Source organism: Nitrospinaceae bacterium, from assembly GCA_018669005.1.
Lineage (GTDB): Bacteria > UBA8248 > UBA8248 > UBA8248 > UBA8248 > UBA8248.
In genome coordinates, this window is sequence record JABJAL010000020.1 from 95,698 (window position 1) to 121,647 (window position 25,950).

At 57.4% G+C, this 25,950-nt stretch carries 22 protein-coding genes; 16 read left to right on the plus strand and 6 right to left on the minus strand.

Features of this window, described 5'->3' with window-relative positions; genetic code table 11:
• Nucleotides 1–94 precede the first annotated feature (94 nt).
• The 13 genes from HOJ95_02490 to cobM are packed head-to-tail and all read left to right on the plus strand — an operon-like array spanning nucleotide 95 to nucleotide 16,589.
• Nucleotides 95–1,063, plus strand: coding sequence for a pyridoxal phosphate-dependent class II aminotransferase (locus HOJ95_02490; protein ID MBT6393551.1), 969 nt, complete (start codon nucleotides 95–97; stop codon nucleotides 1,061–1,063).
• On the plus strand, nucleotides 1,045–2,532 hold the full coding sequence (locus HOJ95_02495; protein MBT6393552.1) for a cobyric acid synthase: 1,488 nt from the start codon (nucleotides 1,045–1,047) through the stop codon (nucleotides 2,530–2,532). Before HOJ95_02490 ends, HOJ95_02495 begins: the two co-directional genes overlap by 19 nt.
• A complete protein-coding gene (gene bluB, locus HOJ95_02500) occupies nucleotides 2,529–3,173 on the plus strand; it encodes a 5,6-dimethylbenzimidazole synthase (protein ID MBT6393553.1) in 645 nt (214 codons plus the stop codon). Before HOJ95_02495 ends, bluB begins: the two co-directional genes overlap by 4 nt.
• Entirely contained in the window at nucleotides 3,166–4,125 is a 960-nt protein-coding gene (cobD, locus tag HOJ95_02505; protein ID MBT6393554.1) for a cobalamin biosynthesis protein CobD, read from the plus strand. The genes bluB and cobD overlap by 8 nt, the downstream gene beginning before the upstream one ends.
• 26 nt (nucleotides 4,126–4,151) lie before the next feature.
• Complete coding sequence (cobN, locus tag HOJ95_02510) at nucleotides 4,152–7,742, plus strand: cobaltochelatase subunit CobN (GenBank protein MBT6393555.1); 3,591 nt, start codon at nucleotides 4,152–4,154, stop codon at nucleotides 7,740–7,742.
• The gene (locus tag HOJ95_02515) at nucleotides 7,742–9,652 is read left to right on the plus strand and encodes a VWA domain-containing protein (protein MBT6393556.1); all 1,911 of its coding nucleotides are present in this window, start codon (nucleotides 7,742–7,744) and stop codon (nucleotides 9,650–9,652) included. Before cobN ends, HOJ95_02515 begins: the two co-directional genes overlap by 1 nt.
• 26 nt (nucleotides 9,653–9,678) lie before the next feature.
• Complete coding sequence (gene cobO, locus HOJ95_02520) at nucleotides 9,679–10,272, plus strand: cob(I)yrinic acid a,c-diamide adenosyltransferase (protein ID MBT6393557.1); 594 nt, start codon at nucleotides 9,679–9,681, stop codon at nucleotides 10,270–10,272.
• 50 nt (nucleotides 10,273–10,322) lie between these two features.
• The gene (locus HOJ95_02525; GenBank protein ID MBT6393558.1) at nucleotides 10,323–11,345 is read left to right on the plus strand and encodes a sirohydrochlorin chelatase; all 1,023 of its coding nucleotides are present in this window, start codon (nucleotides 10,323–10,325) and stop codon (nucleotides 11,343–11,345) included.
• A 14-nt stretch (nucleotides 11,346–11,359) separates the two neighbouring features.
• Nucleotides 11,360–12,013: a precorrin-8X methylmutase gene (locus HOJ95_02530; GenBank protein MBT6393559.1), complete on the plus strand. Its 654-nt coding sequence runs from the start codon at nucleotides 11,360–11,362 to the stop codon at nucleotides 12,011–12,013.
• Nucleotides 12,010–13,260, plus strand: a complete 1,251-nt coding sequence (gene cbiE / locus HOJ95_02535) for a precorrin-6y C5,15-methyltransferase (decarboxylating) subunit CbiE (GenBank protein ID MBT6393560.1) — start codon at nucleotides 12,010–12,012, stop codon at nucleotides 13,258–13,260. Before HOJ95_02530 ends, cbiE begins: the two co-directional genes overlap by 4 nt.
• A 4-nt stretch (nucleotides 13,261–13,264) precedes the next feature.
• A complete protein-coding gene (gene cobI / locus HOJ95_02540) occupies nucleotides 13,265–13,999 on the plus strand; it encodes a precorrin-2 C(20)-methyltransferase (protein MBT6393561.1) in 735 nt (244 codons plus the stop codon).
• Complete coding sequence (gene cobJ, locus HOJ95_02545) at nucleotides 13,987–15,828, plus strand: precorrin-3B C(17)-methyltransferase (GenBank protein MBT6393562.1); 1,842 nt, start codon at nucleotides 13,987–13,989, stop codon at nucleotides 15,826–15,828. The genes cobI and cobJ overlap by 13 nt, the downstream gene beginning before the upstream one ends.
• On the plus strand, nucleotides 15,825–16,589 hold the full coding sequence (gene cobM, locus HOJ95_02550; protein MBT6393563.1) for a precorrin-4 C(11)-methyltransferase: 765 nt from the start codon (nucleotides 15,825–15,827) through the stop codon (nucleotides 16,587–16,589). Before cobJ ends, cobM begins: the two co-directional genes overlap by 4 nt.
• Here the strand turns inward: cobM and HOJ95_02555 are convergent.
• Entirely contained in the window at nucleotides 16,584–17,324 is a 741-nt protein-coding gene (locus tag HOJ95_02555) for a cobalt-precorrin-6A reductase (protein ID MBT6393564.1), read from the minus strand. The genes cobM and HOJ95_02555 overlap by 6 nt on opposite strands.
• Nucleotides 17,321–18,412 (minus strand): cobalt-precorrin-5B (C(1))-methyltransferase, encoded by a 1,092-nt coding sequence (locus HOJ95_02560; GenBank protein MBT6393565.1) that lies wholly within the window; start codon nucleotides 18,410–18,412, stop codon nucleotides 17,321–17,323. The genes HOJ95_02555 and HOJ95_02560 overlap by 4 nt, the downstream gene beginning before the upstream one ends.
• Nucleotides 18,413–18,514: 102 nt before the next feature.
• Here HOJ95_02560 and cobA point away from each other — a divergent pair, with 102 nt between their 5' ends.
• Together cobA and HOJ95_02570 are read left to right on the plus strand one after the other, a co-directional pair.
• Nucleotides 18,515–19,315, plus strand: a complete 801-nt coding sequence (cobA, locus tag HOJ95_02565; protein MBT6393566.1) for a uroporphyrinogen-III C-methyltransferase — start codon at nucleotides 18,515–18,517, stop codon at nucleotides 19,313–19,315.
• 21 nt (nucleotides 19,316–19,336) lie between these two features.
• Nucleotides 19,337–20,698 carry a cobyrinate a,c-diamide synthase gene (locus tag HOJ95_02570; protein ID MBT6393567.1) on the plus strand — a complete coding sequence of 454 codons (1,362 nt, stop codon included), beginning with the start codon at nucleotides 19,337–19,339 and terminating at the stop codon, nucleotides 20,696–20,698.
• Between the two features lie 10 nt (nucleotides 20,699–20,708).
• Here HOJ95_02570 and HOJ95_02575 read toward each other — a convergent pair whose 3' ends face one another.
• From HOJ95_02575 to HOJ95_02585, 3 genes are all read right to left on the minus strand, one after another.
• On the minus strand, nucleotides 20,709–21,620 hold the full coding sequence (locus tag HOJ95_02575; GenBank protein MBT6393568.1) for a kinase: 912 nt from the start codon (nucleotides 21,618–21,620) through the stop codon (nucleotides 20,709–20,711).
• A 59-nt stretch (nucleotides 21,621–21,679) separates the two neighbouring features.
• Nucleotides 21,680–22,276 (minus strand): HupE/UreJ family protein, encoded by a 597-nt coding sequence (locus tag HOJ95_02580; protein ID MBT6393569.1) that lies wholly within the window; start codon nucleotides 22,274–22,276, stop codon nucleotides 21,680–21,682.
• 138 nt (nucleotides 22,277–22,414) lie between these two features.
• The gene (locus HOJ95_02585; protein MBT6393570.1) at nucleotides 22,415–23,455 is read right to left on the minus strand and encodes a zinc-binding dehydrogenase; all 1,041 of its coding nucleotides are present in this window, start codon (nucleotides 23,453–23,455) and stop codon (nucleotides 22,415–22,417) included.
• A gap of 84 nt (nucleotides 23,456–23,539) precedes the next feature.
• Between HOJ95_02585 and HOJ95_02590 the strand changes: the two genes are divergently transcribed.
• Entirely contained in the window at nucleotides 23,540–25,033 is a 1,494-nt protein-coding gene (locus HOJ95_02590; GenBank protein ID MBT6393571.1) for a tetratricopeptide repeat protein, read from the plus strand.
• A gap of 83 nt (nucleotides 25,034–25,116) precedes the next feature.
• Here HOJ95_02590 and HOJ95_02595 read toward each other — a convergent pair whose 3' ends face one another.
• A complete protein-coding gene (locus tag HOJ95_02595; GenBank protein ID MBT6393572.1) occupies nucleotides 25,117–25,926 on the minus strand; it encodes an SDR family oxidoreductase in 810 nt (269 codons plus the stop codon).
• Nucleotides 25,927–25,950: the final 24 nt, after the last annotated feature.

A 25,950-nucleotide genomic window follows, 5' to 3' on the forward strand; every position in this document is an offset into this window, starting at 1 on the left:
ACCAGTTTGTAATTAATTGCCCTGCCTTCGGGCCAGAGCAACCTTTTATCCACCCGTGGGGCAAATTTGCCCACTCATTGCGGAGGCGGCACCGATGAAAAGAGCGCATGGGGGCGCATCGGACAAATCCGTTCTCGATTTCAGCTCGAACGTCAATCCGCTCGGCCCGCCCGATGGTGTGCTCCGCGTTTTGGCCCAGAGTGGCGAGCTGGTTTTCGCCTACCCTGTCCCCGATGCCGATGAGTTTTGCCAAGCCGTCGCCCGGCATCTCAGTGTTCCAAGAGAATGTATTCTCGCTGGCAACGGCGCGACAGACCTTATATACCTCATCACCCGCCTCCTCTCAGGGGGCCGTGCCCGCGTCATTACCCCCGCCTTCACGGAATATGAAGACGCCTGCGAGGCGGCGGAGATTCCAGTGAACGATGGCGACCACGATGTTACCTTCCTCGCCAACCCGACCAGTCCGGCGGGCCAGCTTTTTTCGGCAGAGGAAATCCTCGAAAATCCTGGGCCGCTTATCGTCGATGAATCGTTCATCGATTTTGCAGGCGAGGAATTCTCGCTGGCCAGCAAAGCCGCCTCCGACCCGCGTCTCATCGTCCTTCGCTCTCTCACGAAATTCTACGCCATCCCCGGCCTTCGGCTCGGCTATATCGTCGCCCCGCCAGAAACCGTCTTGCGCCTCAAGAGCCTGCAACCTCCCTGGAGCGTTAACGCCCTGGCCATCGCGGCGGGAGTCGCCGCCCTTGAGGACCATAACTATGCCGAACGCACCCGAAAGCTCGTGCCCGAGTTACGGGAGAATTTGTCGAGCAGTCTTAAATCTCTGGACCTTGCGCCCATGGCCTCGGCTGTAAATTTCATTCTCTGCCGTGTGCCAGACGCCGCTCTCCTCTGCCGGGAGCTTTTGGAATTCGGCATCGCCGCGAGGAACTGCGACTCGTTCACCGGCTTGGAGAAAAACCGCTTCGTGCGCTTCGCCGTGCGAGGCCACGAGGACAACACGCGCCTCCTTGCCGCCTTGAAAGAGATAGTGGAAACATGCCGAATCACGCGCTGATGATTCAGGGGACCGGTTCCCATGTCGGCAAGAGCGTCCTCGCAGCCGCGCTGTGCCGAATTTTGCGGCACGATGGCCACAGCGTCGCCCCCTTCAAGGCCCAAAACATGTCGAACAATGCCTATGTCTGCGAGGGCGGCGGAGAGATTGCCCGCTCCCAGGCGCTTCAGGCCGCCGCCTGCGGAATTGAGCCCACCGTTGACATGAATCCTGTGCTACTTAAACCCGCCACCGACGAGGGCGCACAGGTGATCGTTCAAGGCCGGGCGGGCCGCACGATGAAGGCCAGGGAATACGAAACCTTCAAGGCCTCCCTCGTGCCCGTCATTCAGGAGAGCCTTGCACGCCTTCGCGAAGAATATGAATTTGTCATCATCGAGGGGGCCGGGAGCCCGGCGGAGATCAACCTTCGCGAAACAGATATCGCCAACATGAAGACCGCCGCCCTCGCGGATGCGCCCGTCATCCTCGTCGGCGATATCGACTTTGGCGGCGTTTTCGCGCAGCTGATCGGCACCATGCACCTACTATTAGAGCAAGAACGCGCTCGGGTCTGCGGTTTTGTGATTAATAAGTTCAGGGGCGATATCGACATTCTAAAGCCCGGCCTTGAATACCTCGAAAAAGAAACCGGAAAACCAGTATTCGGCACCCTGCCCTACTTCAAGGATATCAGCCTGCCCGAGGAGGACAGCATCGGCTCCCGAAGCAAAGGGGCGCCCGAGAAAAATGGGCGTGTTCACATCGACGTGATCCGCCACCCTCGAATCGCCAACTTTACGGATTTTGACGCGCTAGCCGATGAGCCCGACGTTTCGCTTCGCTACATTGAGCGCCCTGATGGGCTTATACCCGATGCGATTCTCATTCCGGGCACCAAGAGCACCATCGCTGACCTTCGGCAATTAAAAAAGGCAGGCTTCGCAGAACACATCCATAGGTGTCATGAAAACGGGGGCACGATTGCCGGCATCTGCGGCGGGTTCCAGATGATGGGAGCTACTCTTCGCGATCCGCACCACGTCGAATCGAGCGCCGATGGGGAAGCTGGTCTCGGCCTTTTGCCCACCGAAACGATTTTCTGCGAGGAAAAACAAACAGCCCGGGTGCGGGGCACTCACCTCGAAAGCGGGGCCGAGGTGAGCGGATATGAAATCCACATGGGCCAGACCAGCGGTGGGCAGCGCCCGGCGTTTGAAATCACAGAGCGCCTCGGCAACGAGGTAGCGGAGATGGACGGCGCATCGGCGGCGGGCGGGCGCTTATGGGGAACCTACATCCACGGGGTTTTCGACAGCGCCGCGTTCCGAGAACACTTCATCAATTCGCTTTGTGCCGAAAAGGGCGTCTCTCCTATAGCGGAAGCAAAAAACACAGACCTGCACGAGAACCTCGACCGGCTGGCCGAGGCGGTCAGGGGAAATCTGGACATAAACGCCATTTATGACGTTATGGCGAGTGCGAAATGAATATCTACGAGGCGATTTATGCAAGACGCGATATTCGGCGATTTCGCTCGGACCCCATGCCGGATGATGTTCTTCACCGAATTCTTGATGCGGCGCACCACGCCCCCTCCGTCGGCTTCATGCAGCCGTGGAATTTTATTCTCATCCGGGAAAAGGCGACTCGACAGCGCGTCAAAACCATGTTCGAGCGGGAAAACGCGCGGGCCGCAAAAAATTATTCTGGCGAGCGGCGCGCGCTTTATAAATCGCTCAAACTTGAGGGCATTCTCGAATCGCCCCTCAACGTATGCGTCACCTGCGATCGCCGCCGGGGCGGCAAGGTGCTGGGCCGCAACACCATCATCGACACCGATTTGTTCAGCACCTGCCTCGCCGTTCAAAACCTGTGGCTCGCCGCAAGAGCCGAGGGCGTGGGTGTTGGTTGGGTGAGCATTCTCGACAACGAGGAGCTCTCGGAAATCTTAGAGCTTCCCGAAGAGGTGGTACCCGTGGCCTATCTCTGCATGGGATACCCCGAAAAATTCGCCGAGGCGCCGCTGCTCGAAACTGTCGGCTGGCAAGACCGCCTGCCGCTTGAAGAAGTCGTTTTCAAAGAGCGCTACGGCAATCTTGCGGCAAAAGGAGAGAAGCAAAATGGATGAGCTCGTCTTTTTGATAGCCATCGCCTTTGCCCTCGACTTCGCCCTGGGCGATCCGCGCTGGATGCCCCATCCAACTCGTCTCATCGGAGGGGCCGCCGCCGCGCTTGAGGGCACCCTCACCCGTGCTCTGGGCAGGGGCCGCTCGTCTGGCACATGTCTCACAACTATCATCGTGGGAGGAGCTTGGCTCACAGCGTGGGAAATCATCGAGCTGGGCAGCTACATCGACCATCGCCTCGGCTGGGCGCTAACGATTTATCTTCTCTATACAACGATTGCCGCACGCGACATGGACCGCCACGCAAGCCACATATTTAGTGCCTTGAGGGTAGGGAACCTGGAGGAGGCGCGTACAAGCCTCGCCATGATCGTCGGGCGCGACACCAAGAATCTCGACGAGCCTGAAATAGTCCGCGCCTCGGTAGAGTCGGTTGCCGAGGGCGCAGTCGATGGCGTCCTCGCTCCTTTATTTTTTGCGATCCTGGGCGGCGCCCCCTTGGCGATGGCCTACCGGGCCGCCAATACCCTCGATTCGATGGTCGGCTACCGCTCGGAAAATTATCTTGAATTCGGTTGGGCCTCGGCCCGGCTTGATGATCTGCTTAACTACGTACCAGCGAGGCTGGCCCGCCTTCTTTATCCGGCGGCGGCCCTCGTCTGCGGAATGCGAGTGCTCGATAGCTGGCGCGTCTCACTGCGAGACGGCCAAAAGAGCCCGAGCCCGAACGCCGCGATTAGCGAGGCCGCCCTTGCTGGGGCGCTGGGCGTCCAGCTCGGGGGCGTGAACATCTATCAGGGGGTAGCAGAGGAGCGACCTCGCATCGGCGACCCACACCGCGAGCCTGCGCCCGGCGACATCCCCCGCGCCGTCTTGTGGATGTACGCCTCATCCGTAACCGGGCTCGTTTTTTTCGCCGGAATCAAAACCTTGATCGGGGCCATCACCACTTAACCCCGGCATCTAAATAGGGAGCAACAATGGAATTCACGCAGGGCGACATCGTATTCATCACCGCCGCAGACACCGAAGTGCTGGGCCTTGCCCTCGCACGAGAAAAAATGCCAAACGATTTCGCTCGGGTCCGGGCTGTGCACCTTCGCGATCTCTCTGAGCCCGAGGCGCTTGAAAAGTTTGCAACCGAAATCGTTCCCGGCGCACGGGTTCTCGTGGCGCGCATCTTAGGGGGCCGCGCTTATTTCCCCGAGGGTTTCGAGCGCCTGGCGCGTGCCTGCCGCGAAAACGACATCCCCTTCTTGGCGCTGGCCGGGGGGCGCGAGATCGACCCCGAACTTTCCGCCATCGGCACCGTTCCGCTTTCGGCGCACACCTCGGTGCTCGAATATTTTGTCCATGGCGGGGTGGAGAATTACACCCAGCTCCTCCGTTTCCTCTCGGATCGTTTTTCCCTCACCGGCTATGGCTACGAGCCTGCTGTGTCCACCACCGAGCGGGGTGTTTACGAGACGCCGGGGCTCGCGCCCTTGCCGGACGATGCCCCCGTTGTCGGTGTGCTTTTCTACCGGGCCCACTGGCAATCGGGAAACCTTCAGCCCATCGATGCGCTGGCAACCGAAATCAATCGATTGGGCTGCCGCCCCCGCACGGTGTACTGCGAATCGCTCAAGGAGGCGGACGAGCAAGGTGTTCCCCTCGCGGTGCGCGAGTATTTAATGGACGCCGATGTCCTCATCTCCACCCTCGCCTTCAGCTCCCCGCACGGGCTGGACTGCCCGGTGATTCAAGCCATCATGAGCGGATCGACACTTCCCGAATGGCAAGCCTCCAGCGCGGGCCTGAGCCCCCGCGATGTTGCCATGCACGTCGCGCTACCCGAATTCGATGGCCGCCTCATCTCGGTGCCAATCTCTTTCAAAGACGAGGGCAATTTGAATCAAACCATCGGCGCCGAGCTTCGTCGCAACGTGCCGCTCCCCGACAGGGTAGAGCAGGTGGCTCGCCTGGCCTCATCCTGGTGTACCCTTCGGCGCACCCCGAACAACGAAAAACGCATTGCCATTCTCTTCAACAACTACCCGACCCGGAACGCGCGCGTGGGAAACGGGGTGGGGCTCGATACCCCGGAGAGCGTGGTACGCATCCTGAAAAGCCTGAGCGATGCGGGCTACGATGTGGGAGAAATTCCCGAAACCGGCGACGAGCTAATATTTGCGCTCCTTGCCGGGTGCACCCAGGACGATGAATTTCAGTTGCCTGAAAACCTGGAGGCCACACCCCACAAGTTAGCGCCTGAGGCCTACCGAGAAAGATTCGAGAAGATACCCGCTACCCGGCGCAAAGAGATGGCGGCGCAGTGGGGCGAGCCCCCTGGCGAATACATGATGGCAGCTAGCGGCATGGCTATCCCTGGCCTCAGGCTCGGCAACATTTTCATCGGCATCCAGCCCTCGCGCGGCTTCGGGGTGGACACAAACGCCATCTACCACAGCCCCGATCTTCCGCCCACCCATTTTTATCTGGGCTACTACCAATGGGTGCTTGAAACATTTGGCGCCCACGCCGTTGCCCACGTTGGAAAACATGGCAACCTTGAATGGCTGCCCGGAAAGGGCCTCGGCATCAGCGAAAGTTGTTTCCCCGAAATCGCGCTGGGCTCGGTTCCCAACATCTACCCCTACATCATCAACAATCCGGGCGAGGGCACCCAGGCCAAGCGGCGCTCGCACGCCCTCATCGTCGATCACATGATCCCGGCGATGACGCGAGCCGAGGCCTACGGCGATCTCGTGAAACTCGAACACCTGGCGGACGAATACGCCGATGCGAGCGTGCTCGACCCCTCGAAATGCCCGCTGATCTCAGAGAAAATTATTCGTCTGTTGGACGAGAGCAAAATTTACCGCGACCTCGCCTACGAAAAACCACCCTCGGAGGATGAGGTCGAGGTTTTCATCGAAGATTTTGACGGCTATCTGTGCGAGATAAAAGAATCCCAGATCAGGGACGGCCTCCACATTCTGGGCGCCCTTCCCGATGAAACCAGTTTGATCGATCTACTCGTTTCTTTGGTTAGGCTCGATCAGGCTGGCGTTCGTGGACTTCCCGCCGCCATCGCCGAGGATCTTGGCTTTGACCATGATGAGCTCGCCGCCAATCCGGCGCAAAAAGTCGACCATCCCCTCTGCCGGACGGCGGGGGATCTGATTGAATATTTTGAGTTGCAGGCCAAGGTGGCGGTGAAGGAAAACCGCCCGGCGGGGCCGCGCTCGAAAAAAACGCTGGCCTATCTCAACGATGATATCCGCCCGCGTCTTGAACAGGTGCCCGATGAGATCACCAACATTCTTGTCGGACTCGATGGCCGCTTTGTTCCGGCGGGCCCGAGCGGCGCCCCAACACGAGGGATGGCGAACATCCTGCCCACCGGGCGAAATTTCTATTCGGTCGATATCCGGGCAATTCCCAGCCAGACCGCCTGCGAGGTGGGCCGACGCGCCGCCGAGGGGGTGCTGGAAAAATATCTTAATGAGACCGGAGAATATCCCCGGTCTATCGGCATGGTCGTCTGGGGCACCTCGAACATGCGGACAAGCGGGGACGATATTGGAGAGATTCTTCACCTCATGGGGATGCGCCCGGTTTGGCAGGGCATCAACCGGCGCGTCATCGGGATCGAGGTTATCCCCCTAGAAGAACTCGGGCGGCCCCGCATCGATGTGCTGGTCCGCATCAGCGGATTTTTCCGGGATGCATTTCCGAACGTTGTCGAGATGATTGACGAGGCGGTGCAAACCGTCGCCGCACTCGATGAGCCGCATGAGATGAACTTTATCAAAGCGAACATCGCCGAGGAAATAGCGGGCGGCAAAGATGCGAAAAGCGCTGCTTGGCGCGTGTTCGGGAGCAAACCGGGCAGCTACGGGGCGGGGCTGCTTAACTTGATTGATGAGCGCAACTGGACGACCGACAAAGATTTGGCTGACGTTTACGTCGCCTGGGGCGGCTATGCCTACGGTTTGAATACACCCGGTGTTGAGGCTTTCGGGAGCTTCCGGAAGCGGCTCTCGGGTGTGAGTGTCGCTGTCCAGAACCAGGACAACCGCGAGCACGACATCTTCGACAGCGACGATTATTTCCAGTTCCACGGGGGGATGATCGCCTCGGTCCGCGCCATAACCGGAAAAAATCCGAAAGCCTACTTCGGCGACACCTCAAAGCCCGACCGGGTGAAGGTCCGCGATCTGAGGGAAGAGGTCGTCCGCGTCTTCCGCTCCCGGGTGGTGAACCCCAAGTGGATTGAATCCATCAAGAAACACGGCTACCGAGGGGCCTTCGAGCTCGCTGCGACGGTGGACTATCTTTTCGGCTACGACGTGACGGCTCACGTCATCGAGCCCCACATGTATGAAAAAGTGACTGAAGCCTATATTCTTGACGAGGACACGAGACAGTTCCTTGAAGAGAAAAACCCGTGGGCGCTTCGGGGCATGGTGGAGCGACTATTAGAGGCCCAAGAGCGCGGCTATTGGGAATCTCCGCCTGCGGAGATCGTCGAGCAACTCAAGCAAATCTATCTTGAAAACGAAGCTGGGCTGGAGGTTATGGACTGATGCACTACCCGTTCGTCGCCATCGTGGGGCAAGAAGACATGAGGCTCGCCCTCATCCTCAACGGCATTAACCCCCAGATTGGAGGGGTGCTCATCTCGGGGGTGAAGGGCTCGGGTAAATCGAGCGCCTCACGGGGGCTGGCAGATCTGCTTCCGCCCATCCGCGCGAACACAAGTTGTGCATTTTTATGCGCCGAGGGTGTGCGTTGCGATAACTGCGCTGATGTGAACATCGAGGAGATCCCCACGCCCTTCGTCTCCCTTCCTCTCGGGGCCACCGAGGATCGCGTCCTTGGCACCATCGATTTGGAAAAAGCCATCCGCGATGGCGAAAAGAGCTTTGACCCCGGTCTACTGGCGCGGGTGAACGGCGGGGTTCTCTATGTGGACGAGGTGAATCTGCTACCCGATCATCTGGTGGACATCCTCCTCGACGCGGCTGTGAGCGGGGTGAACCTTGTCGAGCGCGAGGGCATCTCGGTGCACCACCCGGCGCGGTTTATTCTCATCGGGACGATGAACCCCGATGAGGGAGAGCTTCGCCCGCAGCTTCTCGACCGATTTGGCCTCTCGGTGGGGATTCACAATCTCGCTGACCCGGTGGCGCGAAGCGAGGTCGTGGCCCGGGCGATAGATTTTGAGTCTGCCCCAGAGAAATTCATAGAGAAATGGACAAGCGATCAAAATGCGCTAGGGGAGCGTATTGCACAGGCAAGGAGAATCCTTCCGGAAGTCGTTATTGCCGACAATATCGCGGCAGGGATATCCGAGCTTTGCTGCCGCGAGCATGTCGAGGGGATGCGGGCCGACATTGTAATCAGAAAAAGCGCGATGACCCATGCCGCATGGGAGGGCCGCTCTGCCGTCACCCAAGCTGATGTCGAGCGGGTCATGGAGTTCGCGCTGGCCCACCGCAGAAACAATCCGCCCGAGCCGCCGCCCCCGCCTCCTCCGCCCAGACCCAAGGATCGAGGAGAGAGCCAATCTGAGAACTCGCCCGAGAATTCATCCGAAAACTCGCCCGAGAGCCCGGACCCTCCTAGAGAGGACAGCCTCAGCCAGCTTGAGGCGCAGCCCGAGGGACCTGTTAGCATTCCGCACACGGAGGCCCGAATTGCGTCCCATCGCTATACGCCGGGCGGGCGCGCAGGCCGCGAGCGCCCAGGCACCAGACAAGGGCCCTATGTCCGCGCAGGCGCTCCACAAGGCAAAGCCACTGATCTGGCACTCGATGCCACCCTTCGCGCCGCCGCCATCCGGAGCGCGGCTAAAAACAGGGACAAGAAAAACGGCTTTGACAGCGCCTCTCTCTCAATTTCTCCTGAGGATTTCAGGGTAAAAATTCATAAGCCGCCCCATCGACGCCTTTTCCTGTTCGTCCTCGACGCCAGCCGCTCGATGGGCGCTCGCCGCCGGATGGAGGTGACCAAGGGGATGCTGCTCGGATTGCTCGATGAGGCGTATCAAAAGAGGGACGAGGTGGGCCTCATCGTCATGCAGGGCGCGGGGGCCAATCTCGTTTTGCCGCCTACCCGCAGCGTGCGCAGGGTCCAGGCCCAGGTGCGCGATTTGCCCGTTGGCGGAAGAACACCGCTTGCGCACGGCCTCAGGCTCGCCCGCGAGACGCTCGTACAATCAGAGCGACGCCAGCCAGGGGTATCCCCCTCGCTCATCCTCGTCTCGGACGGTCGCCCAACGCTTGGGATCGGCGACATCCCTCCAATACAGGCGGCCGAGCGCGAGCTTGCGATATTTAGTCAATCGAGGACAGACCTTCTCCTCGTCGATACCGAGGCGGGGCAAGTGCGCCTGGGCATGATGCCGGAGTGGGGGCGCAGGTGGAATTTTTCATGTGCCGCCCTCGATGAACTCCGGCCCGGAAGCGTCCGGCGGCTACTTAACGCCGCCTAGCGAAATCTCATCAAGGAGACAGCGCCATGAGCGAGGAATATAAAGATAAAGCCGAGCGCATCAAAAAATCGTATGAAAAGCGGCAGGCTGCAGCCACCGAGGAAAAGGGCCTGATCATCGTCCATACGGGCTCGGGCAAAGGAAAGAGCACCGCCGCCTTCGGCATGTGCCTTCGGGCGATTCACCACGGCCTAAAAGTCGGCGTCGTCCAGTATGTGAAGGGCCCCATCGCCTCGGGCGAGGTCGAGATCTTCAAGTCTTTTGGCGAGGCCGTCGAGTGGCACCGCATGGGCGAGGGCTTTAGCTGGATAACCCAAGATGAGGAACTCGACAAAAAAGCAGCTGAGCAGGCCTGGGAGAAATCTCAAGAGCTCATGGCGCGGCCCGAAATTGGGATGGTCATCCTCGATGAGATAAACGTGGCCGTCCGCCGGGGCCAGCTTCCACTCGACGCGGTTCTTGAGGCGCTCCGGGAAAAACGAGAGATGCTCCACGTCGTGCTCACTGGGCGCGGAGCAAAGCCCGAGCTTGAGGAGATGGCTGACCTCGTAACCGAGATGAGGATGGTCAAACATCCCTACCGCGCTGGCATCAAGGCGCAAAAGGGCATCGAGTTTTAATTTTCCACAATTTATTTTAATCAACGAAACACAAAAAGGATGCACCTAAAATGAGTGAAAAACTGGGGGTGATGGTTTGTGGCCACGGCAGCCGGGACGAGCGGGCTGTCGTCGAATTTCAGTCGGTGGCCGAGGGGCTCAGGGAGCGACTCCCGCACCTCGACACAGAGTGGGGTCTTTTGGAATTCGCCACCCCGATAATCCGAACCGGCCTCGATGCGCTCCTCGAAAAAGGGGTGCGGCGCGTACTCGCTGTGCCGGGGATGCTTTTTGCCGCCGGACACGCCAAGAACGACATCCCCTCGGTGCTCAATCGCTACCAGGCCGAACACGAAGGCGTACAAATCGAGTATGGCCGAGAACTCGGCATCGACCTCAAGCTCATTCGCGCAGCGGGCGAGCGTGTTGAGGCGGCGCTTGAGACGAGCAAAACTGACGCGAATAAACACGAGACGCTTCTCATGGTTGTCGGGCGGGGGGCCTCTGATCCAGACGCTAACTCTAATGTTTCCAAAGTAATGCGAATGCTATGGGAAGGCCTGGGCTTTGGCTGGGGCGAGGTCTGCTACTCGGGCGTGACGTTCCCCCTTGTTGAGCAGGGCCTTGAGCATGCCGCGAAACTTGGCTACAAGCGCATCATCGTTTTTCCCTATTTTCTTTTCACGGGCATTTTGGTCCAGCGCATCTACGACCACACCGACCTGGTGGCGGCAAGACACCCCGATATCGAATTCATTAAGGCAGGCTACCTGAACGATCATCCCCTCGTGCTTGATTGCTTCGCCGAGCGCGTTCAGGAAATCCTCGACGGCACGAACAACATGAATTGCCAGTTGTGCAAATACCGCGAGCAGTTCCTGGGCTTCGAGGATCAGGTCGGCGAGCGGCAGGAGAGCCACCACCACCATGTCGAGGGCATCGGAACCGGACCAGAGGACGAATCAAAGAGCGCGCAACACGAACATACTCATGATCACGACCATGACGGCGGGCATTCCCATGACCATGGGCACACCCATCATCCCTATCCCCATGCAGACCACCCGCTGGGGCCCAAGAGCATGAAAAATTAACCGGGGCAGATCCAATGACGATTGATTATTGCCGCGAGCCGGACGAGATATTTGAAAAATCCGTCGCCATCATAAAAAACGAGACAGACCTTTCGGCTTTTGACCCGGCGATGGCTGCCGTCATCACGAGAATAATTCACGCCTCGGGCATGGTGGAGATTGTCCCAAAAATCGTAGCCTCCAAGGACGCAGCAGAAGCCGGCGTCCATGCCCTCAAAAACGGCGCACAAATAATCTGCGATGTCGAAATGGTTGAAAGGGGGGTAACGAGGCGATATCTGCCCGCCGAAAACCCTGTCATCTGCGCGCTCGCAAATCCGGGCACCGCCGGGCGCGCCAGCGAAATTGGCAACACCCGCTCGGCCGCCGGTTTCGATCTGTGCGCCAGTGAAATTCCCGGCTCGGTCGCCGTCATCGGAAATGCGCCAACCGCGCTCTTCCATTTATTAGAAATGATTGAAATTGGGCTCGCGCCCCCTGCTCTTGTCTTGGGCTTTCCTGTCGGCTTCGTCGGCGCAGCAGAGTCAAAAGAGGCGTTGATCGCAAGAGGCGCTCTCATCCCGTTCATCTCGCTAACGGGCCGTCTTGGTGGCAGCGCCATTGCGGCGGCGGCGCTTAATGCACTGGCCCGAGAGGCTGGGCGCCAGCTAGCGGAGACAAAACAATGAGCGCCAAAGAAATAAATACACCATGGCTCTCCCTCGTCGGGGTCGGGGATGACGGCCTGGACGGCTTGGGCCAGAGCGCAAGGGACGCCGTGGCCGGGGCCGAGATAATCATCGGCGGACAGCGCCACCTCGCATTTTTACCCGAGGAAAGCCTCTGTGAAAAAATACCCTGGCCCTCCCCTCTCCAGAAACTCATCGACAAAATCCCTGACTACCGGGGGAAAAACCTTTGTGTGCTCGCCACGGGTGACCCCTTTTTCTTCGGGATCGGAAAACGCCTCACCGAAAAAATAGCTATCGAGGAAATGAGGGTTTACCCCGCTCCCTCATCGTTCAGCCTGGCGCTCTCTCGGCTGGGCTGGCCGCACTCGGATGCCGGAGTCGTCTCCCTTCATGGAAGGCCCCTACGCTCGCTGCTCCCCCGTCTGGTGGATAAGGCCCGCCTCGTCATGCTGACAGAAAACCGAAACTCGCCAGGCGAGATTGCTGCGCTATTAGCCGGCGATGGTTTTGGGGATTCCACCCTCCATGTCTTCTCACATATCGGCGGCCCCGAGGAATCGCATATCAGCCTTTCGGCCCGCGATCTTGCCGCCGCCCCGCACTCAGATGAGATTCAAGATCTCAATATCCTTGCCGCCGAGTTAAGGGCGGAAGGCCCAGGGCTCGAAGGCCACTTACTCCCCGGCATAGAGGATGATCGCTTTCGCCACGACGGGCAGATAACGAAGCTCGAAATCCGCATCCTCACGCTCGCCGCCCTCATGCCGAGACCGGGCGATCTGCTTTGGGACGTTGGCGCAGGTGCGGGCTCTATTTCAATTGAATGGCTGCGCGCCGATCCGTCTCTAGAGGCGATAGCCATTGAAAAATTTGGAAAACGGATGGATAACCTCCTGGCTAACGCCGAGGCGCTGGGCACCCCGCGACTCCAGACTTTTTTAGGGGATGCCCCCTCCTGTCTGGCGTTGCTTCCCGATCCCGATGCCGTGTTCATCGGCGGGGGATTGCGGGACCCTGAAATGCTCGACACTTGCTGGGCCCGGCTCAAATCAGGCGGGCGGCTCGTGGCCAATGTCGTCACCCTTGAGGGCGAAGGGGCGCTTCAGGCTTTTTTCGCCAGACAGGGCGGGCAGCTCACTCGCCTTCAGGTGAGCCAGGTCCACCAGACCGGTCGGCTTCACGGCTGGCGGCCCGGCACCCCCGTCACCCAACTTCGAGTTATGAAATCAAAGGAATCAAAATAAAACCATGGCATCCTCGACCAGCAACGGAAACGGCACCCTCTACGGAATAGGCATCGGGCCGGGCGACCCAGAACTCATAACACTAAAGGCCCACCGACTGATTGCCGCCACCCGGATAATCGCCTATCCGGCCCCCGATGAGGGGGATAGCTTCACGCGCGAGATTGTTGCGCCCTATCTGGATGGAATGGATAAAGAGGAAATCTTGATACGGATGCCGATGCGGACGGACCGCTTTCCTGCCCAGGAGGTCTACGACCGGACGCGGGACGATCTGGCCAGCCACCTTGAGGCCGGGCGCGATGTTGCCTATCTCTGCCAGGGCGATCCCTTCTTCTATGGCTCGTTCATGTATCTCTACTCGCGCATGGCCGAGGATTTCAACATAGAGATCGTGCCCGGCGTCTCGTCGATCATGGCGGGTGGCGCGGCGCTGGGCGCTCCCCTCGCCTCGCGCAACGATACGCTCACCATCCTGCCGGGGCCCATCGACGCAGCTGAATTAAAAAGCCGCCTTTTGGCAACAGACGCGGCGGTTATTATCAAGGTGGGAAAACATTTTGGAAAAATCCGAGAGGTTCTCACCGAATGCGGCCTTTTGGATAACGCACGATATATTGAACGCGCCACCCTCAAGACCGAGCGCATTCTTAAACTCGATGAGGTGGCCTCCGATGACGAGGTCCCATATTTTTCGATGATCCTTGTTCACAAGCGGGGCGCAGCATGGAAAATTTAGCCGGCGGCCCGGCAGTTTTTATCCTCTCTGGCAGCGCTCTTGAAACCGCAGAAAAGGTGCGCGACGCGATTTCGGGAGCGCAAATTCACGGCCTCGCCCGCCGGGTGCCCGAGGCGGATGTTACTTTTGAAGACGCTGCCCAGCACCTTCGGGATATGTATCAGGGCGGCCAGGAAATTATCGGAATTTGCGCCGCCGCCATTTTAATCCGTGCCCTGGGACCAATTCTTTCGGACAAATCAGGAGAGCCCGCCGTCGTCGCACTCTCGGAGGATGGGAAACATGTGATTCCTCTTCTGGGCGGACACCGGGGGGCGAACCGCCGGGCAGAGGAATTGGCTTCCCTTCTGGGGGGCAAGGCGGCGCTTACCACGGCGGGAGACGTGAACTGGGGTGTGGCCCTGGACGATCCGCCAGAGGGCTACACACTCGACCGACCGGAGGAGGCCAAAGCTTTCTCGGCGCGGCTCCTCGCCGGCGAGCAGGTGCGGCTTGAAGGAAAGTCGGCGTGGCTAGCAGGTGCCTGTCTTCCGCTCGCCGATGACGCGGCGCTTTCGATAAGGGTGGGCGTCCAAAAAGTTAATAATGAGCCGGACGCGCTGAATTATTTTTCAAAAAGCGTTGTCATTGGCGTGGGCTGCGAGCGCGGCGCGCCGCCCGATGATGTCTTGGCGCTTGTCCATCGCTCTTTGGCCGCGATAAACATCGACACGAGAGCCGTGGGACTCATTGTTTCTATTGACCTTAAGGCTGATGAGCCCGCACTGCACTATCTGGGCAAGGCGCTCGATGCCCCGGTTCGCTTTTTTTCGTCCGAAGTGCTTGAAAAAGAAGCACATAGGATTCCAAATCCCTCGGAAGTCGTCTTCAAGGAGACGGGCTGCCACGGTGTTGCCGAGGGGGCGGTCCTCGCCGCTCTGGGCCCGGCGCAAAGCCTTGCCCTTGAGAAGCAGATAATGGGACGTGCGACATGTTGCATTGGTGTTCGCGAGAGGCCCTGGCTAGAGCCGCTTCCGGGGACCGCACGCGGCGAGTTGTTTGTCATCGGCCTGGGACCCGGCGGCTCAGGATGGCGCACCGCCGAGGCGGAGACTCTCATTCGCCACTCGACCGATCTGGTGGGCTACCGGCTCTATCTCGATCTGGCCGGGCCACTAACGAGTGGCAAGCATCTTCACCCATACGAGTTGGGGGAGGAGGAAACACGTGTCCGGGCTGCCTTGGATCTCGCGGGCGAAGGGCGAAGGGTGGGCCTTCTTTGCTCGGGCGACCCTGGTATCTACGCCATGGCCTCGCTGGTATACGAAATGCTTGACCGGGAAAATAATCCCGCCTGGCAACGTGTTCATGTCCAGGTATCACCCGGTGTCTCGGCGCTTCAGGCGGCGGCCGCACGGGTAGGGGCCCCCCTGGGCCATGATTTCTGCACAATTTCGCTATCAGACCTACTCACCCCCTGGGAGATCATCGAAAAACGAGTTATGGCCGCAGCAGCGGGGGATTTCAACATCGCCTTCTACAACCCCGTATCCGCGCGGCGAAAAACACAGTTAGATCGTGCCCGGCAGATTTTGCTTGGGCATCGCTCGCCGGAAACACCTGTAGTCGTTGCGAGAAACCTGGGCCGCGAGGGCGAGGAGGTGAGCGTCACCGAACTCGCAAATCTCGACACCAGTACCGTGGATATGCTCTCGGTGGTACTAGTCGGCTCATCCGAAACGAGAATCAGCCCAGATGGCAATTCATCCGCGCGCGTCTACACTCCGAGGGGATATGCGCAAAAAGCAGGCTCCCGTAAGGGAAGCGCCAATGCCAGGGAGTTGAGATGAAAGTTCATTTCATCGGCGCAGGCCCCGGCGCTCCCGATTTGATCACCCTCCGAGGGGCGCGGCTAATAGAAGTCTGCCCTATCTGCCTTTACGCGGGCTCTCTCGTCCCCAAAGAGCTGGTAGCAAAGGCCCCTGAGGGAGCGACGCTCATCGACACCGCCCCGATGAATCTCGACGAAATTATCGACGAGATCATAAAGGCGCATAAAAAAGACCTCGATGTCGCCCGCGTACACTCGGGCGACCCCTCACTCTACGGTGCGATTGCCGAGCAAATTCGGCGGCTAGACGCGTTGGGTATCGATTACGAGGTAACACCCGGTGTAACGGCATATTCGGCGGCAGCGGCAGAGCTAAAACGCGAGTTAACGCTCCCCGGCGTCACCCAGACCATCATCGCAACCCGGACGGCAATGGAGTCCTCCTCGATGCCTGAAGGCGAGGCGCTCGAGGAATTGGGCAAATCAAGGGCGACGCTGGCAATTCATCTTTCTATCAGGAATTTGAAGCATGTCGAGGAAGCACTCACCCCACATTACGGTGCGGATTGCCCGACCGTTGTCGTCTACCGAGTGAGCTGGCCTGATCAGAAAATTATTCACGGAACACTTTCGACAATTCGGGAAAAAGTGGAGAAGGCCAAGATTACCCGGACGGCGCTGATCTTCGTTGGCGAGGTGTTTACCGATACGAATTTCGAGGATAGTGCTCTCTACCGCCCGGAGCACCGACATATTTTCAGAACCGGGAAAAAATCATAACCTTTCAAGCCAACGCGCGGCCTCGGCGGGGGTTTCCACACTTTCACATTCAGGTAGTTTTGGTCGCTCGATGACACAAATGCTCACCCCGGCCTGTTCGGCTGCGATGAGTTTGCTCATTCCGACCTCGCCACCACTGTTTTTCGTGACCAGCCAGGTTATTCCGTAATCACGCATAATTTGAAGCTCGCCTTCCACCGAATAGGGACCACGCCCGGTAACGAATTCATGATTGTTGTTCGACGGAGAAGCCTCTACAGGATCAACTGTGCGAATGAGAAAAAATGAATCTCCCACATTTCCAAATTCACCCAATTCTTTTTTGCCAATGGTGAGAAATACCCGCTCCTTGCGACCACGGAACAATCGTGCAGCTTCCCCTATATCCGAAACAAGCCGCCAACTCTGGCGCACCAACCAGGGGGGCCTATCAAGCCTGAGAAGGGGGATCTCCGCCTTCGTGCAGGCCTGGACAGCGTTCCGAGTAATTTGGGAGGCAAAGGGATGAGTCGCGTCGATCATAGCCAGGGCACCACGCTCGGCGAGGCACCTCCCCAACCCCTCTGGGCCACCGAATCCCCCAAAAATAACCTCGCCTACGGGACGCCGCGGTCGCTTCGTGCGCCCGGCCATACTCGTAACGGCACGCCAACCCGTCAAGGCATTGATCATTGCGGCTAGTTCGAACGCCTCACCCGTTCCGCCGAGAATCAAAACAACTTTCTCATAGCTCATGCTTGCCCACTCCGTCCTGACAGGACGCCCTTTCGGTCAAAGATGAGAACCTCAAGTTGAATGGTCACACCCTCAAGTACCTTTACTGTGGTCTCAAGCGCCAATGACGCGACGTGATCTGCCAGCGGCAGATTCTCGGTCCGGGCGATTTCCAACACCTCGTTAGCGGTGTTGGCCTCCTTCGCCTTTTGGCATATCTCCGAGGGAGCAGCCACAGTTTCCATCTGCCTAGCCAGCCAATCGAAATCAACTTGGGAGCGGCCTGAATGAAGATCGAGATGGCCCTGGGCGAGCTTGGCGAGTTTCCCAAAACCTCCGCCGATGGTGAGCCTCGGGACAGGGTTTAGCTTTAGGTACTTTAGCATCCCACCCGCAAAATCTCCCATATCGAGCATGGCCCCGTCACTCAGGCCGTACATGGCCTGAACGGCACTCTCGGAGGTCGAGCCCGTGCATCCGGCGAGGTGTTCGAGTCCGGTCGCACGGGCGACATCTATCCCTCTATGGATCGAATGAATCCATGCCGAACACGAATAGGGAATAACCACCCCTGTCGTCCCGAGGATTGAGATTCCGCCGAGAATACCGAGGCGCGGATTCCAGGTCTTTTGGGCCAACCCTTCTCCTCCGGGCACAGAGATTTCAATTTCAATATCACCCGGCTCACCATGTACCCGCGCCAGCGATTCGATTTCGGCTATCATCATTCGGCGAGGAGCAGGATTTATGGCGGGCTCGCCCACCTCTACCGGTAGGCCGGGCTTAGTGACGGTGCCAACACCCCCGCCCGCCCGGAAGATAACACCAGCCCCAGCCTCGCACCTCCGGAGAGTGACGATCACCAGCGCCCCGTGCGTCACGTCCGGATCATCACCCGCATCCTTGACGATGCCCGCTCGTGCAAAATCTTCACCAAGTGTCTCTATAGCTAATGAAAAACTTGGCCGCTCGCCCTTGGGCAGTATGATCGCAACTGGATCGGGGAATTTACCCGTCAGCAGCGCCGTGTAGGCCGCCTTAGCTGCCGCCGTGGCGCATGCGCCAGTCGTCCATCCCCGTCTGAGCGGCTCCACTTCATTACGTACCATGAACTCTCACCCTGATGTTTAAACTAGGGAAATGATCTATAATTTTCTGTCGCATGAATCAGCATCTTTTCTTATAAGGGCATATTCTACCACCCAACAGCCATGGAAAAATCTCACTCAAATCTTATGCCCGTATTTGAAGCGGGGCACGTGTGGCTCGCAGGCGCTGGCCCCGGCGATCCAGGCCTAATAACGCTCCTCTGCGCCCATGCACTCCAGGAGGCAGACGTGGTCGTCTACGACGCGCTGGTGGGCCCCGAAATCCTGAAAATGGCCGGCCCCAAAGCCGTACTTCAATATGCCGGAAAGCGAGGCGGAAAACCCTCACCCAAGCAGCCGGACATTACCCTGAGCCTGATCGAGCACGCCCGCTCGGGAAACCGCGTTCTTCGACTCAAGGGTGGCGACCCGTTTGTTTTCGGTCGGGGTGGCGAAGAGGCCATGCGCCTAGCCGAGGCGGACATTCCTTTCCGAATTGTTCCCGGCATCTCGGCGGGCATCGGTGGGCTCGCCTATGCTGGAATTCCTCTCACTCACCGGGACCATAACTCGGTCGCCACTTTCATCACCGGACACGGTGCCAGCGGCAATGTTCCCGAACAAATTAACTGGCAAGCCATCGCAGAAGGCTCCCCGGTTATTGTCGCCTACATGGCAATCAAGCACCTACCAAATATCATTAGCAAACTTCTCGACAACGGGAGGAATCCGGATGAACCCGTCGCTCTGATAAGTCATGCGACCCTGCCAGATCAATACATCCTTAAAACAAGCCTCCGACAATGCATCAAGGATGCGATGACTGCCAATGTCCAAGCACCGGCGGTGGTGGTCATCGGCAGTGTGGTTTCATTCCGAGAACACCTCGACTGGCTCAAACCGACCATCAAAAATTCACTTTAATACGTGAACGTCTATTCAGATATGACCAAAAAATTATCTCCTCCCGCTACATCAGAAGGTAGCGGGCTCATCATCGCCGCCACGGCATCGGGCACCGGAAAAACAACTGTCACACTCGCCGCCCTCCGGGCGATGGCGCGACAGAACATCTCCGTTTCCTCGGGCAAAGTTGGCCCCGATTATATCGACCCGGCGTTCCATCGCGCCGCCTCCGGCTTGCCTTGCATGAATCTAGACAGCTTCGCGATGTCGAATAACACCTTAAACCAAATTATGGCCACAACGATCTCGGCGGCGGACTATACTCTTATCGAGGGGGTGATGGGCCTGTTCGACGGCTCTATCGCGGGCTCGGGCTCGACCGCCGACATCGCCGGGCGCTTTGAGTTACCTGTCTTACTGGTGGTCAATGTATCAGGCCAATCCGACTCGGTCGGGGCAGTGGTGCGCGGATTCATGTCTCACGATAAAAGTATAAAAATCGCAGGTGCCGTTCTCAACGAGGTCGCAAGCGTACGACATGGCGACATGTGCCGTGCAGCGGTGGAGAATACAGGTTGTCCAGTCATATCGGTTCTGCCAAGAGAGTCCGCCCTCACTAGAGAGCACCGCCATCTTGGCCTGCTCCAAGCTTCGGAAAACACCGATCTGGAATCGTTCTTGGATAACGCAGCAAGATGGTTCGAGCAAAACACGGACTGGCCTGCCTTCCTGTCTTTATTCACCCCCCCGAGACTTCATGTCGGGGCACAGGAAAATGATTCCGGCACCACTCCCCTCGGACGACACATTTCCATCGCCAGCGACGTGGCCTTCAGCTTCGTTTATCCTCATCTACTTAATTGCTGGAGATCGAAAGGCACGGAGGTTTCTTTTTTCTCACCTCTCGCAGGAGAGGCGCCTGCTGAAGGTGCAGACGCCATCTATCTTCCAGGCGGCTACCCGGAACTTCATGCCGCCACCCTCAGTCGGCAAAGAGGATTTTTCGCCGCCATTCGCGCAGCGGCAAATCGGGACGTTTCCATTTTCGGAGAATGCGGTGGCTACATGGTCTTAGGAGAATCACTAACAGACACCGAGGGCCACTCTCATCCAATGGCCGGTTTGCTACCTCTTGAATTCACCATCGAAAATCCAGAGCGTCGCCTAGGTTATCGGACAGCAACTCTTCAAATGCCAGCCCTCGCCGAGAATGCTGGCACTCGTTTTCGCGCCCACGAGTTTCACTACGCCTCGATCAGCCGCACAGAGCCATATTCAGAAACCTTGAAACCACTTTTTAAAATCGAGGATGCAAGGGGAAAATACTTGGGAAAAGCAGGACACACCAAAGGCTCCGTGTCGGGCTCCTTCGTTCACCTCATCGATAAAGTAGCAGAATAGCTCGAAATAACTACGACAGTTCGGCTGCAGTAAACGCGCCTCCGGCCCGAAAGTGCCAGAATCCATCGACACCCAACTCATCCCGTAGAATGGCAAGATACCTCTTTAAGTTCTGGTCAATCGCCATATTTGGAGGAAACAGAAAACCCACGACAGTTCCACTGTGCGCTATCTGAAGACCCAGCGCCCCGATACGGTGCACCATATCCTCAAGAAGTTCAAAACCGTTCAGTTTCATGAACCGTTGATTGAGCTTCGCACTCTGTGTCGCCACGGTGGCTATCGCCTCGATATCCTGTTTCTCTATTCCTCGGCGGAATTGCCCCAACAAATCGTCGAATAAGCGAACCTCGGCATCGGTATGCGCAGGAGGCGCCAATCCGAGGGTATCAACACCACCCCCCATAGGGTCCGCATTAAAACCGACAATTTCGAAAGCGGGTATCGGGGAGGGCATTTCATCTATCACCCGCCCCTCTCGCTGGGCGAAATGAAGAAACCTCCTCCCCCAGGCAAGCGGGTCCGAAGCGATTTCCGCCTGAATGGAAATACGGGAAATTTCCTCCGGTGACAATCTTATTTTGAATGAACTTGCAACGGCACGAACAGCCGCAACGACATCACTTGAGGAAGACCCCAAGCCAAGCTTTTCGGGAACTCGGCTACTGATAAAGAGCCTGCCACCGGCGCTTCGCTTTCCAAGATATGCCAATGCGATTTCAGCGGCGCGGCGGGACTTCCACTTATTAGCTGGCTGAACTCGGACAACACCACTCGAATCTGAAAGAAAAAATGTCTCCGACCAGAACAGATCACATGGAAGAGAAATCAGCCCCTGCCGAAACGAGCCGCCGCTTGAGCGAAAAACTCCCTGCAGCATTTCGCCGTGGTGCGCAGGAGCAAAACCATATCCGAAATTCATGGAAAGACCTCATCGGACCGCCAGTGAACTCAGGTATCAGCAGCCCAAGCTCGTCACTCCTAGAGCCCGACCAGAATCATCAACCCATAGACAGCAATCGCACCGCCGCTGATGCGGAGGAGCCGGGCAGAAAAATACTCATATGACGAAAGACCCAAGCTGGCGACAATACCTGCTCCGTGCAAAAGGGAGGTCGCCAGAACAAATCCAATTCCGTACGAAACGACAGACGCCGCCTGAGACATCTCCGCACCATGGGAATGGCCGTGAAAAATTGCGAAGAATCCGGCAAGCAGGGCACCCACCGGTGCCGGCCATTTTGCGGACAGAGCCACCAGAGCACCGAGAACTATCACCGATGTGGCAACACCCACATTGGCGAAAGGAATCGAAATTCCAGCCATACCCGCCAGGGCGCCCATTGTCATCATTGCAACAAACGCCAGAGGAATACTCCACAAGGAACGACCACCCGACTGAGCCGCCCACAAGCCAATCGCCAACATCGCCAGCACATGATCAAGACCGCCAAAGGGGTGCATTAATCCTTCAGATAAACCCGCACCATATGCTCCAAAAACATGCGCCTCTGAAATTTCGGGAATTAACACAAAAATTCCGGCCAGGGCCGCTGAATTGAAAAACAAACGCTTCATATCAAACTTCTCCCAGAGATAAAGTATGAATTGGGTGGAATACTCAGTTCAAGGTATTTTTATCACGATTGACTAAGATTGTGTCAGGAAGTGTTTCCCCTTTTCACAAACACCCACAATACGTTTATTTTCCATTTGTTAGTGAATGGGATAAGGCTCTAGGAGCACCTTGAGGCCTTCGCCTCGCTCCATAATACGAAATCCAGCCTCCCAGTCAGAAAGAGAAAGAACATCGGACACCATTGCCTCCATATCAACTTTGCCCGCCTCAAGCAGCCCGATTGCTGATTTCCATGCAGAGCGCTTCTGTCCAAATGTTCCGGCAAGCCGTATTTCCTTCCAAGCCAGAAGCGTCAAATCAACTGCCACTGGCTCACCCGGTAATCCTACCTGAAGTATCTGCCCCCCCTTACGGACAGCCTCCAGACATGCCCTGGAAGGGGCGGCGCCTCCCACGGCCTCGACCGCCATGTTCACTCCAACTCCCGATGTCAGCTCAGCCACCGACTTTTTGAGATCATCATCCTCTACGTTCACGGTGCGATATACCCCCAGCCGCTCCGCAAGTGCGAGCCGATCCCTGTCCCTTGAGGTTCCAGCGATGATTACCCGTGCACCATGGGCCATTGCCACCTGCGCGCAACAAAGGCCGATTGTCCCCGGACCGACAACGAGAACGGTATCGCCCTCGGAGATGCTGCACTGCTCGGTAAGGCCGTGCACACAAACGGCCAGAGGCTCTGAGAGAGCCGCCGCTTTGAAACTTACCGAATCGGATAATTTATGGAGTGAGGTAGCGCGGGTGACAACATAGTTCGTGAACGCTCCGTGGGAGACAACTCCCGCGATATCGCGCTCCTCGCAACGGTTGTAGTTTCCCTCCTCACAGTGAAGACACTTGCCACAAGTGCTTTTTGTCGGCTCGACCGCCACCCGATCACCCACAGAAAAACCCTCGACACCCTCACCAATATCATCTACCTCGCCAGCAAATTCATGGCCCAGAACCACGGGCGGGAAATAGTAGAAATACTCTCCCGAGGCAATATGAACATCCGTTCCACAGATACCCGTCCATTTAACACGCACCCTAACCTGGCCAGGTCCCGGCAAAGGCTCATCAACATCCTGTATCGCCATGTTGCCCGGTCCTTTGGCGGTTTTCACCAAACCTTTCATCTCACCCACTCCGCAGATGCTAGTTAAGTTATAGTCAATCCTAGGATGATACAGATTTACCGCAAATGAGGACAAGGGATAAGGATGGGAAATAAGAATAAACGAATAACGAATGATGTTGCGAACCTGGCCGAAGAGCATATTAAAAGAGGAAATGCTCTTGAGAGTGCAGGCAGATTGAACGATGCCGCCTCCCAGTTCCGGCGCGCGATTTCTCTTGCCCCCGAGAATGAAACAGCCCGCCTCGGACTGAGCGGTGTACTACTAAGACAGGGCAAACTGAGTGAGGGTATTAAATCCATCGAGGCCGTTCTTTCAATCAACCCGTCGGATGTTGAAGCGCATAATCGGCTTGGCATTGCCCTCGAGCGCCAAGGGAATCTTCTCGAAGCAGAGGCGGCCTTCGAGCAGGCCATCTCTCTGGAACCCGGTTTCGCTCCAGCCTACAGCAATCTGGGAAATATTTTACAGGCTCAAGGAGATCTCGCCAGGGCTGAGGAAAATATCCGCAAGGCAATCGATTTTCGCCCGGAATCCGAGATCACCCACAACAATCTGGGAAACACGCTTCACAAATTAGGCCGCCTGGACGAGGCCGCCACTTGCTACAAAAAATCACTTTCGCTTAATCCTGCCTACAAAACCGCCGCCTATAATCTTTCGATAACTCTTTTGCTCAAGGGAGATCTCACTACCGGATGGCAACACTACGAGTCAAGGTGGGAGTCTCCCCACTTTCAGGACGAGATGAAAACCTTCGAACAACCATTATGGGAAGGCTCCCCACTCGAGGGCAAAACGATTCTCCTCCACTCGGAGCAAGGGATCGGTGATACGTTGCAGTTTGTCCGCTATGCGAAACTTATCGCCGAGCAAGGCGGAAAAATAATTCTCGAATGTCAGGCGAGCCTGAAAAAACTTATTGAGAAAATGCCCGAATTTTACGCTGTTATCGCCGAGGGCGAGAGCCGCCCTGCATTCGACCTTCAGGCGCCCCTGCTGAGCCTCCCAAAAATCATGGGCACAACGCTCGAAACCATCCCTATGGAAGTTCCCTACATTAGGGCCCTCGAAAACCAGGAGACTGCTAACGCGATATCATCGTCGCCCGGACACTTAAAGGTAGGGCTCGTCTGGGCTGGAAATCCCGAACATGAAAATGATCGGAATCGTTCCATCCCGCTTGAGAATTTCGGGGCGCTGTTAAATACGAGCAATACCCGAATTTTTAGCCTTCAACTGGAAAGGGAAAACATCCGAATTCGGGAACTGGGATTTGATAACAAACTAAGAGACCTCGGCCCGCTAGTCAGGGGCTTTGACGCCACCGCAGCGGCAATAGAGAAACTCGACCTCGTTGTAAGCGTCGACACGGCGGCGGCGCATCTCGCCGGAGCAATGGGCAAGAGTGTCTGGTGCCTTCTCTCGTTCGTTCCCGACTGGCGTTGGATGTTGACGAGGGAGGATACACCTTGGTACCCAACCATGCGCCTTTTCAGGCAAAAAAGAATTGGCAATTGGGAAGAGGTAATCCGCGAGGTGGGCGATAGTCTCAGGCGCCTGGCGAGCACCTCCTAGACCCTCTCGAAGACCCGCTTAGTCAGCTATGTTAGAAATGATCGATTAGAAATTCTATTACTTTAATTCCACTTCCTAGACACTCAATCTGCTTTATATTCGATATTCTTGCCGCCCCAACTCCTGCCAGGCGTATGGATCATCTTGCTCTCCACCTGCCCGCCGTCCACTGGAAGATTTGCCGCCGTGATATACCGCGCCCGCTCGGAGAGCAAAAAAACACACCCCTCGGCAATATCATCGGGCATGCCCACCCGGCCCATCGGCACAACCGCCGCCCGACCTGCGGCTATTTCAGGGTCTTGGAACATAGCTTCGGTCATCGGCGAGCGTACCTGGCCAGGTGAAACGGTGTTGGCCCGGATGCCATGGGCAGCCCATTCAACGCCGAAGAGTTTGCTGAGCATAATTGCCCCCGCCTTGCAAACGGAGTAGGCCCCCGCCAGCGGATATGTTTGCATCCCGCCTATTGAGGAGACAAAAACGATCGAACCACTCTTGTTTTTGATCATTGTCTGCCCAACCGACTGGGCACAGAGAAAATAGCCTTTTAGCCCAATGTCCATCACCATGTCCCAATCTTCCTCGGGGAGTTCCTCGAGCCTACCGGGCACCAGCTTGATGGCACAACAGACGAGACCGTCAATAGTTCCAAATGCCTTGAGCGTCTCATCGGCCATACGGAGAGCATCAGCCTTTTTCGAGGTATCCATCTCAATAAAGATAGCGTCCCTCCCTTCAGTCTTCACCGTGTTTACTGTCTCGACTCCGGTCTCCGCGTTAATGTCCGCCACGGCTACATCGGCACCCTCCCTGGCGGCAAGCACACAGGTAGCCCGGCCTATTCCACTTCCTCCTCCGGTGACGATCACTTTTTTGCCTTCAAGCATCATTTTCAGGCCCCTTATGATATTCGC